17 protein-coding genes are annotated in these 19,021 nt (G+C 69.7%); 7 read left to right on the top strand and 10 right to left on the bottom strand.

Translation table 11 applies throughout. From position 1 onward, the window contains the following. Positions 1-227 precede the first annotated feature (227 nt). Positions 228-1,433 (top strand): ABC transporter substrate-binding protein, encoded by a 1,206-nt coding sequence (locus ACFHWU_RS02475; protein WP_416550766.1) that lies wholly within the window; start codon positions 228-230, stop codon positions 1,431-1,433. A gap of 36 nt (positions 1,434-1,469) precedes the next feature. Here the strand turns inward: ACFHWU_RS02475 and ddaH are convergent, their stop codons facing one another. Next, entirely contained in the window at positions 1,470-2,300 is an 831-nt protein-coding gene (gene ddaH / locus ACFHWU_RS02470) for a dimethylargininase (protein WP_416550764.1), read from the bottom strand. Positions 2,301-2,368: 68 nt separating this feature from the next. Here ddaH and ACFHWU_RS02465 point away from each other — a divergent pair, with 68 nt between their 5' ends. Next, complete coding sequence (locus ACFHWU_RS02465) at positions 2,369-2,836, top strand: Lrp/AsnC family transcriptional regulator (protein ID WP_416550763.1); 468 nt, start codon at positions 2,369-2,371, stop codon at positions 2,834-2,836. Positions 2,837-2,856: 20 nt separating this feature from the next. On the opposite strand, the gene ACFHWU_RS02460 is transcribed toward ACFHWU_RS02465, so the two are convergent. Continuing rightward, positions 2,857-3,942 carry a T3SS (YopN, CesT) and YbjN peptide-binding chaperone 1 gene (locus tag ACFHWU_RS02460; RefSeq protein ID WP_416550761.1) on the bottom strand — a complete coding sequence of 362 codons (1,086 nt, stop codon included), beginning with the start codon at positions 3,940-3,942 and terminating at the stop codon, positions 2,857-2,859. Between the two features lie 177 nt (positions 3,943-4,119). On the opposite strand from ACFHWU_RS02460, the gene ACFHWU_RS02455 reads away from it, so the two are divergent. Then, positions 4,120-6,399, top strand: coding sequence for an FdhF/YdeP family oxidoreductase (locus ACFHWU_RS02455; RefSeq protein WP_416589721.1), 2,280 nt, complete (start codon positions 4,120-4,122; stop codon positions 6,397-6,399). Here the strand turns inward: ACFHWU_RS02455 and ACFHWU_RS02450 are convergent. Then, positions 6,377-6,637, bottom strand: a complete 261-nt coding sequence (locus ACFHWU_RS02450; protein WP_416589720.1) for a DUF6457 domain-containing protein — start codon at positions 6,635-6,637, stop codon at positions 6,377-6,379. The two genes, ACFHWU_RS02455 and ACFHWU_RS02450, sit on opposite strands and share 23 nt — an antisense overlap. Next, positions 6,634-7,269, bottom strand: a complete 636-nt coding sequence (gene mobA, locus ACFHWU_RS02445; protein ID WP_416589719.1) for a molybdenum cofactor guanylyltransferase — start codon at positions 7,267-7,269, stop codon at positions 6,634-6,636. Before mobA ends, ACFHWU_RS02450 begins: the two co-directional genes overlap by 4 nt. A 112-nt stretch (positions 7,270-7,381) precedes the next feature. On the opposite strand from mobA, the gene ACFHWU_RS02440 reads away from it, so the two are divergent. Beyond that, a complete protein-coding gene (locus ACFHWU_RS02440; RefSeq protein ID WP_416589718.1) occupies positions 7,382-8,179 on the top strand; it encodes a DUF427 domain-containing protein in 798 nt (265 codons plus the stop codon). 77 nt (positions 8,180-8,256) lie between these two features. Then, positions 8,257-9,975: a glycosyltransferase gene (locus ACFHWU_RS02435; RefSeq protein ID WP_416589717.1), complete on the top strand. Its 1,719-nt coding sequence runs from the start codon at positions 8,257-8,259 to the stop codon at positions 9,973-9,975. On the opposite strand, the gene ACFHWU_RS02430 is transcribed toward ACFHWU_RS02435, so the two are convergent. Beyond that, positions 9,927-10,886, bottom strand: coding sequence for a sulfotransferase family protein (locus ACFHWU_RS02430; protein ID WP_416589716.1), 960 nt, complete (start codon positions 10,884-10,886; stop codon positions 9,927-9,929). The genes ACFHWU_RS02435 and ACFHWU_RS02430 overlap by 49 nt on opposite strands. Before the next feature lie 211 nt (positions 10,887-11,097). Here ACFHWU_RS02430 and ACFHWU_RS02425 point away from each other — a divergent pair, with 211 nt between their 5' ends. Then, complete coding sequence (locus ACFHWU_RS02425; RefSeq protein ID WP_416589715.1) at positions 11,098-12,084, top strand: glycosyltransferase family 2 protein; 987 nt, start codon at positions 11,098-11,100, stop codon at positions 12,082-12,084. Between the two features lie 268 nt (positions 12,085-12,352). On the opposite strand, the gene ACFHWU_RS02420 is transcribed toward ACFHWU_RS02425, so the two are convergent. Next, the gene (locus tag ACFHWU_RS02420; RefSeq protein WP_416589714.1) at positions 12,353-13,333 is read right to left on the bottom strand and encodes an NADP-dependent oxidoreductase; all 981 of its coding nucleotides are present in this window, start codon (positions 13,331-13,333) and stop codon (positions 12,353-12,355) included. Between the two features lie 69 nt (positions 13,334-13,402). On the opposite strand from ACFHWU_RS02420, the gene ACFHWU_RS02415 reads away from it, so the two are divergent. Further along, positions 13,403-14,503: a GlxA family transcriptional regulator gene (locus ACFHWU_RS02415; RefSeq protein WP_416589713.1), complete on the top strand. Its 1,101-nt coding sequence runs from the start codon at positions 13,403-13,405 to the stop codon at positions 14,501-14,503. 794 nt (positions 14,504-15,297) lie between these two features. On the opposite strand, the gene ACFHWU_RS02410 is transcribed toward ACFHWU_RS02415, so the two are convergent. From ACFHWU_RS02410 to ACFHWU_RS02395, 4 genes are all read right to left on the bottom strand, one after another. Further along, entirely contained in the window at positions 15,298-15,630 is a 333-nt protein-coding gene (locus ACFHWU_RS02410) for a tRNA-binding protein (RefSeq protein WP_416589712.1), read from the bottom strand. Positions 15,631-15,657: 27 nt separating this feature from the next. Further along, the gene (locus ACFHWU_RS02405; RefSeq protein WP_416589711.1) at positions 15,658-16,770 is read right to left on the bottom strand and encodes a metal-dependent hydrolase family protein; all 1,113 of its coding nucleotides are present in this window, start codon (positions 16,768-16,770) and stop codon (positions 15,658-15,660) included. A gap of 118 nt (positions 16,771-16,888) precedes the next feature. Continuing rightward, the gene (locus ACFHWU_RS02400) at positions 16,889-18,052 is read right to left on the bottom strand and encodes an MFS transporter (RefSeq protein WP_416589835.1); all 1,164 of its coding nucleotides are present in this window, start codon (positions 18,050-18,052) and stop codon (positions 16,889-16,891) included. An 11-nt stretch (positions 18,053-18,063) separates the two neighbouring features. Continuing rightward, entirely contained in the window at positions 18,064-18,825 is a 762-nt protein-coding gene (locus ACFHWU_RS02395) for a transposase family protein (RefSeq protein WP_416589710.1), read from the bottom strand. Positions 18,826-19,021: the final 196 nt, after the last annotated feature.

Here is a 19,021-nt window from a genome sequence, read left to right as displayed (position 1 = left end):
CTTGACGCAGCACCAGGGCCGGCCGCTCGCCGGTCCCCCGATCACGCCGCCCGTAGGTCCCCCCCCGATCACGCCGCCCGTCGGCGGCGTGAACCGGCAGATCACCTAGCATTGACTGGACGCAGCCGAGCGGGTAGAACGCCGAGTGGACTGTTGACCAGCTCGCCACCGTCGGCGTACTCCACCTGCGCGACCGACCGTCGTATCCATGGGAGAGGACCACCCCTGTGCCTCACATCGACCGCCGGCAAGCCCTGAAGCTGCTGGCCGCGCTCGGCGCCACCGGGCTGGCCAGTGCCTGCAGCGTCGGCGCGGGTGACGACTCGAACGACGACGACGGCCTGGTCAGCGACCGGCCAGTACGCATCGGCCTGATCGTCCCGCAGACCGGCGGTTACAAACCGATCGGCGACGAGATGCTCAACGGCTTCCAGCTCTACCTGGACACCCACCAGCAGCGGCTGGGTGGCCGCCCGGTCGACCTGGTGATCGCCGACGAGGGGGAGACCCCCGAGTCCGGGCGGGCGGCGGTCGACTCGCTGCTCCAGCAGCAGGTGCTGGCGCTCACCGGGGTGGCCAACTCGGCGGTGATGCTCGCCATCCGGGACGCCGTGGAAGAGGCCCGGGTGCCGTTGATCGGCTCGAACGCCTCGCCACGCAGCCTGCAGAGCGTCGTCTACATCTGGCGTACCTCGTACGTCGCCGACGAGCCCGGCCTCGCCCTCGGCGGTTACCTGGCCCGAGAGGTGTCCGCCAACGGCGAGGTGGCGATCGTCGCCGCCGACCAGCCCGCCGGCCGCGACGTGGTGCAGGGGTTCCGGGAAAGCTTCGGCGCCAGCGACGGGCGGATTTCCGGGGCGGTCATCTGGGCCAATGCCACCCCGAATCCAGGTCGGGACACCTTCGTCGAGCCGATCCAGGAGGTGATCCTCCGGGATCCGGAGGCGGTCTACTGCCACTTCACCGGCTCGGCGGCGGTCGAGTTCATCCGGCAATTGCGCGACGCCGGCTTCGAAGGTCCGATCTACGGTCCGGGTTTCCTCACCGAAGGCAACGTCATCGACCAGTTGGGTGAAGAGGCGAGCGGTATCGTCACCGCTCTCAACTACTCGGCCGACCTGGACAATTCGGCCAACCTGCAGTTCGCCACCGGTTACCGCAAGCGGTACGGGGCGTCGCCGACCACGTACGCGATGTCGTCCTACGACGCGGCCCAGGTGCTGGACAAGGCGATCCGGTCCGCCGGACCGAGTTTCTCGTCCCAGGAGCTGAACCTGGCGCTCGGCCGGGTGGGGCAGATCGACAGCCCGCGTGGGCCGTGGCAGTTCAACCAGCCGCGTACGCCGCAGCAGAAGTGGTACCTGCGTGAGGTGCTGCGCGACGGCCCAGTGCTGTCGAACGTGCTGATCACCGAGCTCGCCACGCTGGGCTGAGCGCCAGGCACGCGCTGGGCTGAGCTGGAGCCGTGGTCAGCCGCGTAGTTCGGCGACGCAACACTTCACGCTGCCGCCGCCCTTGTGCAGCTCGGTGAACTCGACCGGCAGCGGCTGGTAGCCGGCGGTAGCCAGCTTGTCGGCCATCCCGGTCGCCTCGCTGTTGACCACCACGTGCCGGCCGTCGCTGATCAGATTCAGCCCGAAAGCCAGCGCGTCGGACCGGTCGGCGATCACCGCCCCGGGGAACAACTGCCGGAGCACCCGCTGTGACGCGGGGGAGAAGGCCTGCGGGTAGTAGACGACAGTCTCGTCGTCGAGGGCGGCCAGCGCGGTGTCCAGGTGGTAGAAGTGCGGGTCGACCAGGCGCAACGACACGACCGGCCGGCTCAGCGTCTCCTGGAGCCGGCGGTGCGCGTCCGGGTCGGTACGGAACCCGTAGCCGGCGAGGATCGTGCCGCCGTACGCTCCCGGCAGGTAGGTGAAGTCGCCTTCGCCCTCGTTGGCCTCGGTGGGCCGCACGTACCGCCAGCCGAGCTCCTCGTAGAACTCCCGATGCGCGATGGCCTCCGCGGCCCGCTGCGGGTAGGTGAACCGGGCACCGAAAACGGTGCGGTCGACCGAGAATGCACCGTTCGCGGCGAACACCATGTCGGGCAGGTCGGCGCGGGCCGGCAGCAGCCGGACCTGGTGCCCGATACCGGTCAGCGTCTCGCGTAACCCTTCCCATTGTTTGACGGCGAGTTCGGTGTCCACCGGCAACTGCGGGTTCATCCACGGATTGATCGCGTACTCGACTGCGAAGTGCTCCGGCGGACACATCAGGTACGTCCGGGGCTGCCCGGCGGCAGCGCGCACGTGGGTCACGGGTACCAAGAGTAGGTATGCTGTCACACAGTAAAAAGTCTTGATCGTTGCGCCTGAAGGACTAAACGTTGCAGATCGACGCCGTGGACCAGCGAATCATTGCGTCGCTGGTGGCCAACGCCCGTTCGTCCTACGCGGACATCGGCGCCCGGGTGTCGTTGTCCGCCCCGGCGGTCAAACGCCGGGTCGACCGGCTGCGGGCGGCCGGGGTGATTCGCGGCTTCACCGCCGTCGTCGACCCGTCCGCCGTCGGCTGGACCACCGAGGCGTTCATCGAACTGTTCTGCACCGGGCGGACCACACCGGCCCAGATCGCGGCGGCCACCCGCCAGCACCCGGAGGTGGTCGGGGCGTACACGGTAAGTGGTGAGGCAGACGCCCTGGTGCACCTGCGGGCAGCCGACATCGCGCATCTGGAACAGGCCCTCGAACGGCTGCGGGCCGAGTCGTTCGTCACCGCCACGAAGAGCATGATCGTGCTCTCCCGGCTGGTCGACGCACCGCCGCCGGTCGCCGTGCCCGACCCGCTGGCCTGACCGGCAAGTGCCTGACCGGTTCAGAGGTACATGCCGGTGCGGTGGTCCCCGGTGTCGCCCCGGGACGGCTTGTCCCCGTCGCCAAAGAACCGCTTGCCACCGAACTCGCCATGCAACCGGTCGTCCAACTCGTCGGCGAGACCGGTCATCACCTGCACCGCGAGCATCAGATGGGTGGGCTGGAAGTTGCGGCCGAACACCGGTACGGACGCCCACACCGTGTCGTTGGTGCAGTACAGCCGCCCGATCGGCATCCGGTTGGTCAACTCGGACAGCTTCACGTACAACTGCTCGGTCGGCTCCACCTCGGTCAGGATCGGCGAGAAGACGTCCACCAGCGGCGGATTGTCCCGGATCCGGACGAAGACCATCGCCGAGCCGGCCCGGATCCCGATGTCGCCGTCAGCGTCCACATGCAGATGCTCCGGGGTGCTGCGCATCATCGTCGCGACCACCGTACGAACCCGCTCGTCGAGCGGCAGCGCGTCACCCGGACCGTCGTCACCGTCCCCCGGCACCGGGTCGCCGGTCGGCAGCCCGAGATGGTCGTCGAGGGACGCCGCCGGTCGGGCGGTGCCGAGCGGCTCGACCTCGATCGGCGAGTCGCTGTCGTCGCCCACCGAGTAGACGACGAAGGCCGGATGCGGGGCCCCGTAGACCTGGCGCAGCGTATGGGTGATCACGGAGGCCAGCCGAGCGACGTCCTTGGTCGTCGTGGCCAGCCCGAAGTTGTCACCGCAACCCGGCACCACTCCGGGCGGCGACCAGCCGAGCGCGACCAGTTCGGCGACGGCGTCCCGGTCCATCCGGTAGTCCGGCGGCAGTGTGGCGTTGCTCACCGCCGACGCGGTCAACCGGTCCTGCAGGCCGATCGAGACATCCACCGAGTAGATCGCGTCGCCGGTGCCGGACGCTGTCGGATCGAGCGTGAGCTCCACCTGTGCGCCGGCCGGCAGCGTCGGCAGCATGGCGGCCAGCGCGGCGGCGAAGTCCCGCCACGCCTGGGTCACCTTCTCCCGCAGGTCGGCCGTGCTCGGCTCGTCGAGCAGGAGCGGCTCGTGCGCCGCCGGCTGACTCCCGGACGCCTGATCCCCTGATGCCGGCACCTGCTCCCCCACGATGATCAACTCAGTCCCGTTGTGCGCACACCCTACCCAGACGAGCCACCACACCGGCTAGCCCCGGTTGCCGTCGGATAACCGGCACTGGCCGATCGCAGTTCGCCGTACCGCCGTTGGCCTGCGCCTTTTGGACGTAGCCGGCGGATCGCAGCACGTGAGAGGGTGGCAGCATGGCCCGTTCCGCCCCCCCGAGACGACGCCGGCGACCGCGACCTGCGGGTCGACCAGCCGGCGACCAGCGCGGCCGGACTGCCGGGCGTCACCCACGCGCTGCGCGTCGGCGTCGCTCAGATGGGCGTACGCCGTACCGCGCTCACCCTGGCGCGGGTCAACCAGCCCGGCGGCTTCGACTGCCCCGGCTGCGCCTGGCCGGAGCCGGCCGCGCAGCGCCGCGCGCACGCCGAGTTCTGCGAAAACGGTGCCAAGGCGGTCGCCGAGGAGGCGACCCTGCGCCGGGTCACCCCGGAGTTCTTCGCCGAGCACCCGATCAGCGAGCTGGCCACCCGATCCGACCACTGGCTCGGCCAGCAGGGCCGGCTCACCCACCCGGTGATCCGCCGACCCGGCGCCGACCACTACACCCCGATCGGCTGGGACGACGCGTTCCGGCTGATCGGCGACGAACTGCGGGGCCTCGACTCGCCGGACCAAGCCGCGTTCTACACCTCCGGCCGCACCTCAAACGAGGCCGCCTTCCTCTACCAACTGTTCGCCCGGTCGCTGGGCACCAACAACCTGCCGGACTGCTCCAACATGTGCCACGAGTCGTCCGGGGTGGCGCTACTCAGCACCATCGGCATCGGCAAGGGCTCGGTGACCCTGGCCGACCTGCACCGGGCGAAACTGATCGTCGTCGTCGGGCAGAACCCGGGCACCAACCACCCCCGGATGCTGTCCGCGCTGGAGCGGGCCAAACGGGACGGCGCCACCATCGTCGCCGTCAACCCACTGCCTGAAGCCGGGCTGATGCGGTTCCGCAACCCGCAGCGCCCCGGCGGTCTGATCGGGGCCGGCACCCCGCTGGCCGACCACTTCCTGCAGATCCGCATCGGCGGCGATCTGGCGCTGTTCCAGGCGATCGGCGCGCTGCTGGTCGAAGCCGACGCCGTCGACACCGACTTCGTCGACAGCCACACCAGCGGGTACGCCGAGTACCGCGCCGCCCGCGCCGGGCTCGACTGGTCGGCGGTGACCGCCGCCACCGGGCTGTACAAGGCACAGATCGTCGAGGTGGCGAAGCTGTTCGCCGCCTCCGACGCGACCATCGTCTGCTGGGCGATGGGGCTGACCCAGCGGCAGGACTCCGTCGACGCGATCCGCGAGATCGTCAACGTGCAACTGCTGCGCGGCATGATCGGCAAGCCCGGGGCCGGTCTCTGCCCGGTGCGCGGGCACTCCAACGTGCAGGGTGACCGCACCATGGGCATCTGGCACGAGCCGCCGGCCTGGCTGCCGGCGCTCGGCCGGCGACTCGGCGTACCGATGCCGACCGCGACCGGGCTGGACACGGTCGGCGCGATCCGGGCGATGCGCGACGGCGAGGTAGGCGTCTTCATGGCCCTCGGCGGCAACTTCGCCGCTGCCAGCCCGGACACCGACGTGACGGTCGCCGCCCTGGCGTCGTGCGCGTTGACCGTGCACGTGTCGACCAAACTGAACCGCTCGCACACGGTGCCCGGCGCGACCTCGCTGATCCTGCCCTGCCTGGGCCGCACCGAACGGGACCGGCAGGCCGGCGGCGACCAGTTCGTCACCGTCGAGGACTCGATGTCGGCGGTGCACGCCTCCCGGGGCCGGCTCGCCCCCGCCTCCGACCAACTGCTCTCCGAGGTGGCGATCGTCGCCCGGCTGGCCCGCGCCACGCTGCCCGACTCGCCGGTGCCGTGGGAGGCGTACCAGGCCGACTACCGGACGATCCGGGCGACCATCGCCGAGACGGTGCCGGGCTTCGCCGACTTCGAACGCCGGGTCGCCGAGCCGGACGGATTCGTGCTGCCGCACCCGCCCCGGGACCGGCGGACCTTCGCCACCGCGTCCGGCAAGGCCGCGTTCACGGTCAGCCCGCTGACCGTGATCGAGGTGCCGCCGGGCCGGCTGCTGCTGCAGACCATGCGCAGCCACGACCAGTACAACACCACGATCTACGGGCTCGACGACCGCTACCGCGGCATCCGGGGCGGGCGCCGGGTGGTCTTCGTCCACCCGGACGACCTGACCGCACTCGGCTTCACCGACGGCGACCAGGTCGACCTGGTGTCGGAGTGGTCGGATCAGGTCGAGCGCCGGGCCAGCGCCTTCCGGGTGGTGAGTTACCCGACGGCGCGCGGCTGCGCGGCCGCGTACTTCCCGGAGGCGAACGTGCTGGTGCCGCTGGATTCCACCGCCGCAGGGTCGAACACCCCGACGTCCAAGCAGATCGTCATCCGCCTGGAGCCGGCCTGACCTCGCCGGCACCGTAGGCACGAGCCAGGGCGGCCAGCCGGGCACCGGCCTCGACCGGGTCAACGCCACGGCCGACGGCCAACCCCAACAGGTACGCGGTGACCGGCGCACCCGGGCGCAGCACGTTGTGCGCCACGTCGCGGGCCAGGTCCAGCACCACCGGCACCGGCACCTCGCCGGGGTCGAGCCCGAGTTCGGCGGCGGCTGACGCCACCCAGCTCGTCATCGTGTCGCTCATCGCACCCACTCCCGTGCCTGCCGGACATCCTGGTCGGTGTCGCAATCGAACCACGGTGCCGCGCCGGTGCCGGACCAGGTCACCTCGGCGACGGAAAGGCCGCCGAACAGCGCCCGCATCGACGCCCCGACAAGGCCGTCGCCGCGCTGCGCGGCGAGCCGGTCAACCGCCGCACGCAGCCGCTCGGTACGCCACACACCGCAGAGCAGTTGCCGCCGGCCGGTGGCGTCGACGTAGAGCGCCCCGTCGACACCACCCGCCCGTACGGTCCGCGTCAGCAGGTCCACCGCATCGGCGGTGAGCAGCGGCAGGTCGCCGGCGAGCAGCGCGACCAGGCCGGCCGGCTCCGCGAACGCGGCGGGACCGGTGCGGCCGGCGGCCTCGGCGAGTGCGGCGAGGCCGGCGGCCGTGGCGGCGACCGGACCGGCCCCGGGCGGCTCCTCGCGTACCGCCAGGACACCCGGCGGCGGGTCGGCCAGCGGGCCGACGACGACGCGCGGGTCGGCGCCCGCGACGGCGGCCAGCACCCGGTCCCGCATGGCTACCCCACCCACCGGTACGTCCGGTTTGTCGACGCTGCCCATCCGTCGGGCCGCGCCACCGGCCAGCACCACCGCCGCGAATCCGGTCACGTCGCCGACGGTACCGCGAGGTGAAACCCGTCGGTGCGGTTGACATCGAAGCCGGCCGGCGGGAAACATCCAGCCCTCGATGATCGTTGCCGGTGGTATGGATGATTCCGGGGTGAGCGGACCCGACACCGGCAGTGAGACGTGCCACGCCGGCCCGGCCCCGGGCCGGCGTGGCACGGTCCGGGTGGAACCGGGCCAGAAACGGGTCCGGGTGTACCTGCACGGCGAGGTGGTGGCCGACACGACCGCCCCGCTACTGGTCTGGGAGAAGCCCTACTACCCGACCTACTACCTGCCGGCGGCGGACGTCCGCGCGACACTCGTCGCGACCGGTGCCACCGATCGGTCGCCGAGCCGTGGCACCGCCGAGATCCTCGACGTCGTCACCGGGGACGGCCGGACCGCCGCCGGAGCCGCCCGCCGCTACCCCGACTCACCGTTGCCGCAGCTACGCGACGCGGTACGCCTGGACTGGGCGGCGATGGACGAGTGGTTGGAGGAGGACGAGCCGGTCTACACGCACCCGCGTGACCCGTACACCCGGGTCGACATTCTGGCCAGCAGCCGGCGGGTGCGGGTGGAGCTGGACGGGGTGACGCTGGCCGACTCCGGCTCCTCCCGGATCCTGTTCGAGACCGGGCTGCCGCCGCGCTACTACCTGCCCCTGACCGACCTGCGGCGGGACCTTCTGGTGCCGTCGCAGACCCGCACCCACTGCCCGTACAAAGGGACCGCCGAGTACTGGTCGGTGCGGCTCGGCGAGCGGACGTACGACGACCTGGTCTGGATCTACCGCGCGCCGTTGCCGGAGAGCCAGAAGATCGCCGGTCTGGCCTGCTTCTACAGCGAAAAGGTCGACCTGTACGTCGACGGCGTCGCCCAGCAACGGCCGCGTACGCAGTTCAGCTGAAGCCGGCGCGACACCCCGCCGGCCGTACGTGCGGTGCGTGTCGTCCGGTGGTCACCTTCCCCTGCTAACTTCTGCCCGTGGCGCAGGCAGACGGATCAACCACAACGGACGGGTCCGGGACGCTCGACGGATCCGGGGCAGTCCGGCAGCCGGCGGGCGTCGTCCCACGAGTCGTCCGCAACGACTGGTCGTCGGTGGCCGTACCCGATCTGGACAGCTGGCGGCCCACGATGACGGTGAGCGTCGTCATCCCGGCCTTCAACTGCCAACCCACGCTGGATCTGACCCTGGCGTCGTTGAGCCGGCAGACGTACCCGGCAGACCTGCTCGAGGTCGTCGTGGCCGACGACGGCTCGGACCCGCCGTTGACCCTGCCCGAGTTCCGGCCGACCCGGACGAAGATCGTCCGGGTCGGTGCCGGCGGCGAGGCCGGTTGGGGGCGGGCCGCCGCCCTGCGCTGCGGCGTCGCGCACAGCACCGGCGAGATCCTGCACTGGCTGGACGCCGACATGATCGCCTTTCCCGAGCATGTGGCGGCCCAGGTCCGCTGGCAGCATGTGCTGCCGTACGCGGTCACCCTCGGCTACAAGCGCTTCGTCGACCCGGACGGCGACGGGCGGTGGCCGTCGGCGGAGACGGTCGCGCGGACGCTGGCTCGCGGCGCGGCAGCGGACCTGTTCGGTGGCAACCCCGGTGAGCCGCACAGCTACGTCGAGCGGTACGTCAACCAGACCGACCAGCTGCGCATCGCCGACCATCACGCGTTCAAGATCCACGTCGGCGCGACCGCCGCGCTACGCCGCGACCTGTACCAGCGGGCCGGCGGGTTCGACGCGCAGCTGCGGCTGGGCGAGGACACCGAGTTCGGCTACCGGCTCGCCCAGGCGGGTGCCGTGTTCGTGCCGGAGCCGGCCGCGCGGAGCTGGCACCTGGGGCGCACCCACGTGATGCGCGCCCGCAGAGAGATCGCCCGCTGGAACCGCCCGTTCTTCGCCGACCGGATCCCGTACCCACGCAGCTGGCGCAAGGTGGGCGGGACATCCTGGTCGGTCCCGCTCGTCGAGGTGGTCACGGCAGTCGGTGACCAGCCGCTGGAACGGGTACGGGCGGCCGTCGACTCGGTGCTGCGCGGCAGCGAACACGACATCCGGGTCACTCTGGTCGGCCCATGGGATCAGCTCGACGACGCGCGGGTACGGGTGCTCACCGACCCGCTGCGCGACCTGCGACTGATCGCCGCGACCTACCGGGGTGAACCACGCGTCCGGCTGGCCACCGAGCGGCCCGGCAGCGTCTTTCCCGCGCCGTACCTGCTGGACCTGCCGGCCGCGTACGGTCTGGCACCGGACGCCCTGCGACGCCTGATCGACGTCGCCGACCGCCACCAGGCCGGTGTGGTCCGGGTTGACGTCGGCGAGCCCGGAGCGGACCCGGCGCGGGAGGCCGGCGTACGGCTGTGGCGGACTGCGGCGCTCAGCCGGGCGCGCTGGGTGCGCTCCGCCGACGAGCCGCTGTTCGACGCGGTGACCTCGGTGTACGGGCACCGCGACGTGCCTGCCGAGGAGGTCGGCGTCGTGGACCTCACCGGGTTCGAGTTGGCCGACCTGGCGAACGGCATGCCCCGGCCGTCCCGGCGTCGCCGGGCATCCGCCGCGCTGGTGCCGACCACGGTCGAGGTGGCCGGCGTACGGTCGCTGGCCAAGGCGACGGTGGTGGTCGCCTGGATGGCGGGCCGGCGGGTACGGGCTCAGTGGGCCGGGTCGGTGGTGCGGCGCAGAGCCGGCCACAGCGGGTAGCGGTAGCGGGGCAGCAACGGCATCGACACCGTGGTCGAGATCAGCCGTTGGCCCCGGGCCTGCTGGTCGATCCAGCGATCGTCCAGTTTCAGCGACACCTCGCCGGCGCGGAACCGGCTCGGGTTGCCGGAGACCGTGTGGTTGGGCCGCAGTCGCACGGTACGTCGGTCGACGAACGGCCCGCCGGCCGGCGGCGAGACGACCTCCTCCGGCAGGCCGACGAAGCGGAGCAGACCTTTGACGGTGCCCCGGGGCTCGATCATGAAGTCCTCGTACCGCAACCGTCGGTGCCGGCCGGGAAAGGCGCGGGCGGTCCGCTCGATCAGCAGGTTCCAGCCGAGCCACAGCCGGCTGCTTTCGGCCGGGCTGTGGTGGTGGGTCAGGCCGGGGGTCGAGGCATCGTGGTGGGAGGTCGTCCGGGACCAGGAGTACGCCACCGCTCGCGGGTCGCGCACCACGTGCAGCAGGTACGGCTGCACGCCGGCGACACCCGACAGCATCGCGGCGTCGGCGGGCGACTTGGACGAGTCGATGATCAACGTGGCCCCGGTGACGTCCGCGACGGCACGGTAGAGCGAGGCCATCAGCCGTCGGTAGCGCTCGACGTCGGGGCCGGGCCGGGCGCGCAGGAGGGCGGGCGTGTGGCGGACCCGCAGCGCGCGCCGCTGCAGCGCGTACACCTCGGCGGCCGACGGCGGGTCGTTCCCGTACGCGGCGCGGAGGATCTCCTGCCAGAGCGGGCATTCGGGGACCGGGACGCCGCAGCCGCACGGCCGGCGCTGCTGCAGCCCGCGTAGCCAGAGGTAGGTGAGCTCACCGACGGTGAAGACCGACTCGTACGAGTTGAGAATGTTGTCCAAGATGGTGGTGCCGCTGCGTCCCCACGCCGCGATGAACAGAACCTTGGTCACACCGCTCCCTCCACAGGCTGCGGCCGGAGTCTAGCCAGGGTGCGGTGCCGATCCGGTCCACTCCTCGGGCCTCGACAAGCCAGGCGCCGGGGCCGGATGCCGGGTCGGCGCCGGTGCGTCGTCCGATCGCCGAGGGTGTTCCCGACCCGTACGGATGATGACTACCCAGATTTCACCCAACGGTCGCTCACGGTCGCCATCGTCAGGCGTGATGTCCGATACCCCAGCCGTCAGTGTGGTCATCCCGACCCGCAACCGCCCGGACCTCGTGACCCGCGCCGCTCGCAGCGCCTTGGCGCAGAGCGTCGAGGAGATCGAGGTGATCGTCGTGGTTGACGGGCCCGACGCGGCGACCCGGTCCGCGCTCGACGCGGTCGCCGACGCCCGGCTGCGGGTGGTCGAGCTGCCGGCCAGCGGCGGCGCGCCGGCGGCCCGCAACGCCGGGGTACGGCAGGCCCGCGCGCCCTGGGTGGCGCTGCTCGACGACGACGACGAATGGCTGCCGCACAAGCTTGCCGCCCAGCTCGACGTGGCCCGCGTGGCGTGCGCGCCGCTGCCGATCGTCGCCAGCCGGCTGGTCAACCGGACCCCACGGGCCGAGTTCGTGATCCCCCGGCGGCTACCGGATCCGGGTGAGCCGCCGAGCGAGTACTTCACCGTCCGGCGCGGACTGTTCCACGGCGACGGCTTCATCCAGACGTCGACGATCATGGCCCCGACCGAGCTGTTCCGCCGGGTGCCGTTCGATCCGACGGTGCCCCGGATGCAGGAGCTCGACTGGTCGCTGCGCGCGCTGAGCCACGACGACGTGGCGCTCACCTTCGCCGACGAGCCGCTGGTCATCTGGCATCAGGATGAGAACCGGCCACGAATCAGCCTGGACTCGCCGTGGCAGGCACAGTTCGACTGGCTGCGGCGCAGCCGTCCGCTGATGACGCCCCGCGCGTACGCCGCGCTCACAATGAGCGTGATCAGCTCGATGGCGGCACCGACCCGCAGTGGCAAGGTCTTCGCGACACTGCTGCGTGAGGCGCGCCGGCATGGGCAGCCGGGTACGTTGGACTACCTCACGTTCACCCAGATCTGGCTGATCCCGCCGGACCTACGCCGTACCGTGCGGGACATGATCCTCAAGCGCCACCGCCAGGCGCAGCCCGAGCAGCCGGCGGGCACCGAAACGGATGCGCTTCAGCGGTAGGTCCGCTTCACCACCGGCTTCGCCCGTTCCGCAGGCCCAGGGTGATGCGCCAGAGGGCCGCCTTCGCAAGGGCTCCGCGCCAGCGGCCGGCATCGTCGCGATCCAATGATCCTCGGTCAGGTCCGGCTGCACATCGACCATCGCGTTCCTCCCGTTGCCGGCGCTGAGCGCGCGCGGCACTGTGTGCGTATGGTCGACACGGGCCTTGGGTCCGGGGTTCGCCTGATTGACTGTGACGCGGATCGGGGCGACGGCCGAGCCAGCTGGGTCAGCGTACGGTGATGACCAGTTTGCCCGTGGTGTGTCCGGTCTCTCCCAGGGCGTGAGCCCGGGCGCCTTCGGCGAGGGGGAAGGTGCCGGAGACGTGCGCGCGGAGTTTTCCTCGGTCAGCGAGTCGGGCGACAGCGCGGATCCCGGCCTGGTCGTGCTCAACGAGCAGGATGACGGCGCGGACCTGCGCCTTCTCTGCCGCGGCCTGGGTATCTTCAGCACCCGGCACCAGGGACACCAGGATCCCGCCGGGACGGAGCACTCCCACCGAACGGGTCGCGGTTTCCCCGCCTAGGGCGTCGAGAACCACGTCGTACCGCTGTTCGATGTCGGTGAAGTCCTCGGTGGCGTAGTCGATGCAGGCATCCACGCCGATCTCGCGCAGGAAGCCATGTTTGGCGGCACTCGCGGTCCCGGTGACATGCGCGCCGCACTCCTTGGCGATCTGCACCGCGAGATGACCGACACCGCCGGCTGCGGCGTGGATCAGCACCCGTTGCCCGGCCCGCAGGGCCGCAGTGTCGACGAGAGCCTGCCAGGCGGTGAGCGCGGCCAGCGGCAGAGCGGCCGCCTGGACATGATCGATCCCGGCGGGCTTGGCCGCGAAGGCGCGGGTGGGACCGGTCACGTACTCCGCGTGGGAACCGGCGCCGTAGGGGTAAGGCAGCATGCCGAACACCTTGTCACCGGGCCGGAACAGGGTGACGCCGACGCCTGTCTCCACCACAGTGCCGGAGACGTCCCACCCCAGGGTCATCGGCGGTGGCGGCAGGAAAACGTGGTGAGCACGGTGTTTGAAGTCCGTGGGGTTGAGTCCGGCCGCGTGCACAGCGACAAGGATCTCTCCCGGGCCGGGCGCGGGCCGCGCAAGCTCGGTCAGCCGCAGGACCTCAGGGCCACCAAGGGCGGTCTGGTGCAGGGCGAGCATCACCGGGGTACCCGTGGAGCCGGGGTGTTCAGCTGTGTCCGTCGAAGTCATGTCCTCATCCTGGCCGGACGCCGGACCTGCGACGATGGCAAGAAGGTCGCCTTCCGATATGTTCCTGCCATGACCACCGACTCTGCCGTCCGCCGCGTTTCCTGCGCCAGCAGCACTCGGCTCCCCCGCGCCGCGCCGTCCCGGGCCCGTGACCTCGCCGACCGCGCGACCGAGCTCGACCGCCGGATGCGCCGCCCGCAGCCGGACGCCCACAAGGTCGTCGTCCTCGTCCTCGACGGCGTCTACCCCTTTGAACTCGGCATCCCGCACCGAATCCTGGGATCGGCCGGTGGCCGCTATGAGGTGTTGTCCGCGAGCGTGGACGGACAGCCCGTACGTACCGACGCGGACCTGACCGTCACCCCCGGACACGGTCCCGAGGTACTGCCCGAGGCGGACACCCTCGTCATCCCCCCGTACGCGATCTACCCGGCCTCGGCCGCCGCCCCGGACCCGTTGGCCGTCGCAGCCCTGTCCCGCGTGCGCCCCGGCACCCGTCTGGTGTCCATCTGCACCGGGGCCTTCCTGCTGGCCGCGGCTGGTCTGCTGGACGGGCGGCGGGCCACCACCCACTGGGCGCTGGCCGACTACTTTCAGGAGCTGTTCCCGCAGGTCGAGCTCGATGCCGGCGTACTGTTCGTCGACCACGGTGACGTGCTCACCTCGGCCGGGGCAGCGAGCGGGGTCGACGTCTGCCTGCACCTGGTGCGCCAGGACCACGGCAGCGAGGTGGCCAACCAGGTTGCCCGTCAGTGCGTCATGCCGCCGTACCGGGACGGTGGGCAGGCGCAGTACATCGAACAGCCCGTGCCGCCGGCGAGTGCGACCGGCACCGGGCCGACACGTGACTGGGCGCTGCAGCGCCTCGAATCGCCGCTGTCGCTGGACGAACTGGCCGCCCACGCGGCGATGAGCACCCGTACCTTCGCCCGGCGCTTTCAAGAAGAGACCGGCATGAGTCCTGGTCGCTGGCTGACCCAGCAGCGGCTGCGGCGGGCGCGGCACCTGCTGGAGTCCAGCGATCTGTTGGTGGATCGAGTCGCCCACGAGGTTGGCTTCGCCACCGCGACCTCGCTGCGTCGACACCTGGCGGCGGAGGCGGGGGTCGCCCCGTCGACCTACCGGCGTACCTTCCGCGCGTCGGAGCCGGCTCCGGGCGCGACCGGGTAAAACCACAGGCAGCAGACCGGCCGGCGCAGAGCCAGCAGCCAGGCCGGGGCCTTCTGACAGTCCCGTGCGAGGACGCTCGCGGCGATCTGTCCGTCACGGATCACGTCGGCCAGCGTTTTCGACGACCAGGCCGCGGCAGCGGCTGCTGGCTGGTCACCGGTGACCAGCACGCCTTGTCACCCGTCAGCGGTCGTCCGCCGGATGGGCATCCTTTGGACGCACCAGCGGCTGTCGGGTGTTCGTGGCGGGGTGCTGCCGAGGAGTGCTTCGGTTGCGGCTTGGCTTCACTGAACGCAAAGGTGTTTTCGTCCAGATTTCGCGCTGACAATCCAGCCGGAGCGGTGCCGTTTCGGCAGGTCAGCGGGGACATCGCGCATGGTAGTCGCCTGATCGGCAGCCACTGGTGGCAGGAATCCTGTATCCACGGTCAAATCGGGTCGCTGGCATCCGAGCACTCAAGGAGCACCAACGACCTGTGCTGTGGGGCTCGAATTTTCGGTTCGGCCGTCTGAGGAGCGGCCCTGTGCGAGTTCGAGCCCGGGTGTAACCGTCATGCTCGTCGGCTATGAGCGCGTCGTTGGTGTACCTGCTGCTTCGCCAGGTCCTGCGGATGTTGTCCCAGCTCGCCCGTGACGATAGGGCCAAGGATGTGGAGATCCTGGTGCGCCGATCCTCGGCGGGCTGATCAACGAGTATTCCCAGGCAGCGTAGCCGAACCGGCTTTGCGAGCCCACAGGCTCCGCGCGGCACCGATCTGGGCGGCCGTGTGCCACCGTGGCAGGTGACCCGCAGCCTCAATACACGCGACCGCCCAACTGCGCGCCACGATCCGGACGCAGGAGAGACAGCCCACCATCGGCCGCTGGTACACCGAGGATCAGAACCTGCGACATGAACCCCGCGATGTTTCGCCCAGGCATGTTGACCACCCCGACAACGAAGGTGTCCAGCAGGTCCTCTGGCCGGTACTCGCGGGCGGCCTGCATGCTCGACCACCGTTCGCCGATCTCTGGTCCGAAGTCGACGAGTACTTTGTAGCTGGGCGTCCGGGCCCGAGGAAACTCCTCGACCTTGATGATCCGCCCGGCCCGCAGGTCGACCTTGGTGAAGTCGGAGTAGTCGATCATGCCACTATATTGCATCAGAGCCCTCGATCATAGGTACGGTGGTGTCACTATCCGGCCCGCGGCCATAAGCAGCCGCCGGCGCCTGTCCGGTTCCGTCAGCAGCCGGAGATCCTCCAACGGATCGCCGTCGACCGCGATGAGGTCGGCGAAGGCGCCCGGAGCGACCACTCCCAGCGTGCCTTCCGCGCCGAGCATCGCCGCGGCAGTCGAGGTGGCCGAGCGGATGATGTCCAACGGCTTCAGCACTTCATTTCGCAGACGCATTTCGTCGAGTTGGTGGCGCTGCATCTCGCCGAGCAGGTCGGTCCCGAAGACGATGTTAACGCCGCCCCGGTGAGCGGTCTCCAAAGCTCGTAGCCCCGAGTCGAGCACATCGTAGACCTTACGGTGAATCGGCTCGGGGATACCGGTGACTCTCCCTTCCCGGGCGATCGCATCGTAGGTGATCAGCGTGGGCACCAGAAACGCGCCGGTGGCCCGGAACAGCCCGATGCTGCTGGCATCGAGCAGATTACCATGTTCGATGCTGCGGACACCGCTTTGAAGGCCGCGATTGATCGCCTCAGGCGTGTAAGCGTGCCCGGCGACGTATCGCCCCGCCGCTCGGGCTTCTTCGACGATAGCGATGATCTCGTCCAAGGCGAACTGCGTGCTGTCGATCCGATCGGTCGGTGATACCACCCCGCCGCCGAGCATGATCTTGATATGGTGGGCACCCTTGCGGATTTCATCGCGGGCCGCGCGTCGACACTCGGGGACACCATCACACACGCGGCCGAAGTCGGGGCAACAATAGGCGACGGATCCGACATCCCGGCCCGGCCGCCGTACGTCCCCGTGACCGCCGGTCTGGGACAGCGCCTTGCCGCCATAGAGCAGACGAGGGCCGGCGATGAGCCCTTGCGCGACGGCCTCGGCAAGGCCGTAATCGGCCCCACCGCAATCGCGCACCGTGGTGAATCCTCTTGCCAGCATGTGCCGTAGCGCCTCGGCCGCGTACGCCCCCACGTAGTAGGGGGACAGGTTCGGCAGGACGGAGAGGTCTGCCCTGGCCGCCGTCACGTGCACGTGCCCGTCGATGAGGCCCGGTAGCAGGGTTGCCCCGCGCAGGTCGATGACCGGTGCCTCGCTGTAGGCCACGTCCGCGCCACCGATCTCGGCGATCGTCCCGTCTAGCACCAGGACGCGGCGGTCAGGGGTGAGCCTGCCTGTCGCCGCGTCCAGTACGGTCGCGTTGAGTAGCAGCCAGGTCCTTGCGTCACCTGGTCCCGGCATGAAGGTTGCCCCCCGTCGGCGTCGTGTCCCCCGAAGCCGGCGAGACCACCGGCCCGTCGGCACTGATGTCCTCCAGCACCCGTCCTCGCGTGGATGCCCCGAAGATCAGGACGACCAGTACGCCAGCGGCCAGCGCGCCCATGGTGATCAGGAAGACGCCGTCGAAGCCGAGGACCGGGTAGGTAGTGCCGATCAGGATCGGCGCCGAGATTCCGCCGAGGCGGCCGATCGCCGAGGCGGTGCCCATGCCTCGCGCTCGGATCGCCGTCGGGTACAACTCCGGCGTGTACGCATAGATCGCCGCGTATACGCCGTTCATAAAGAACGAGAGCATCCCGCCGAAGATCATCACCTGCGCGGAAGCCTCCGACCCGGAGAGCAGGTAAGCGGCCACCGCGCCGCCACCCAGGTAGGCGGCAATCGTCCACTTCCGATCGACGAGGTCGGTGAGAAGTGCCGCCGAATAGTATCCGGGAATCTGTGCCATATAGATTGCAATCGAGTATGTGAAACTCTTGGTGATCGTGAGACCATCTTGGTAGAGCAGGGTCGGCATGAACGTGAAGAAGCCATAGAAGGAGAAGGTGATTACGATCCAGAGCACCCACAGGACGGCGGTCCGGCCGGCCAATCCGCCTTGCCACAACCCAGCGATACCGGGACGGGGCAAGACAGTTTTCGCCGGCTGGTCGGCGGCGGCGACGGGCTCGGCCGACAACAGCAGATCGGCCGGCGGGGCTGAGCGATACCGCGCCTTCCTTTCAATTTCCTCGACCACGGCACGAGCCTCGGCCATCTTGCCTTTTGCAATTAGGAAACGAGGAGATTCCGGCACCGAACGGCGCCACCACAGCAGCAGAATGATGGGTATTGCGGCGACTACATGTAGCACCCGCCACCCTTCCGGTCCCATCGGAACGATAAATCGGGCCAGAATAGCGGCGGCGACGTAACCGAAAGAGAAAAAGCCAGCCAGTGCGCCGATGAATCGGCCGCGCAGCCGGCCGGGGATAAATTCAGATAGGAAGGCCGGAATGATCACCGATTCGGCTCCGGTGCCGACGCCGGCGATCAGCCTGGCGACGAAGAAGGACTCCCACGACGGTGCGAAGGCCGCAGCCAGAGTGGCCAGGCAGAAGATGGCCAGTGCCCAGAGGTTTATTCACAGGCGATCCTGTAGAAATGCAGCCCGATGGCACAGGAGATCGTTTCTGTGAAGGTCGCGAGCGGTCTGCGGTAGTCGGTGTGCAGGATTCTCCAGGTCTTCAGGTTCGCGATGACCTGTTCGACGACCCAGCGGATCTTGTTGACCTGCCTGTTGTATTCCTTCTGCCACTCTGTGAGCTCGCCGCCCTTGGGCTTCTTGTACGGAGTGATCATGCCGTTGCCGACGTATCCTTTGTCGCCGATCCAGTCTCCAGGGTTCAGGCTGGCGAGAACACCGGTGTCGTTGATCGCGTACGAGTCGTGGTGGTTGCCGGTGACAGGATCGGAGACCCAGGCGAGCGCGCCGTCGAGGGTGCAGGCGACCTGGACGCTCATGCCCGTGGTCTTGTGCTTGCCAGAGTACAGACAGCGGTCCGTGCGCCATGACCAGCAGGGGAACAGAGTGCCGTCGACGATGTACTGGACGGTCGGGTCGAGCTCGTCGGCGGTCGGCGCGAACCCCGCCAGCACGCGGTCGAGGACCGGGGTGATGCCGGTGACCGCCCGTGAGATCGTCGACTGGGAGACACCGTGCGCCTCGGCGATCTCCGCTTGGACGCGGTTGCGCCGCATGTAGGTCAACGTGACCACGAGGGCACGGTAGAGGCCGAGGATCGGTGGCCACGGTTCCATGCCCAGGTTCCGGCATTCGGCGCGGACCAGCACGCAGAGGTCGCGGATCTGATCGGTCGTGAAGCCGGTGGTATGATACATGTTCGGCGGTCCGCTTTTCTTTGGTTGTTGTGTGGTAACTCCATCCTATGGGAGGGCGGGCCGTCTCGTTTATCGGGGGGGTCCACTGTGGGCTATCGGGGCCCTGCTGAATAAGCCTCCTGGATCAACCAGGTCGTGCGACACGCAAGTCGCATGAGTACAGCGACACTCATCGAAGGGGGTGCGGCGTGACGTC

The sequence above is a fragment of the Micromonospora sp. LOL_015 genome, assembly GCF_048060275.1.
In the GTDB taxonomy this organism is placed as follows: domain Bacteria; phylum Actinomycetota; class Actinomycetes; order Mycobacteriales; family Micromonosporaceae; genus Micromonospora_E.
Note: the sequence above shows the minus strand (reverse complement) of the source record. Positions and strands in the feature narration are given on the sequence as shown.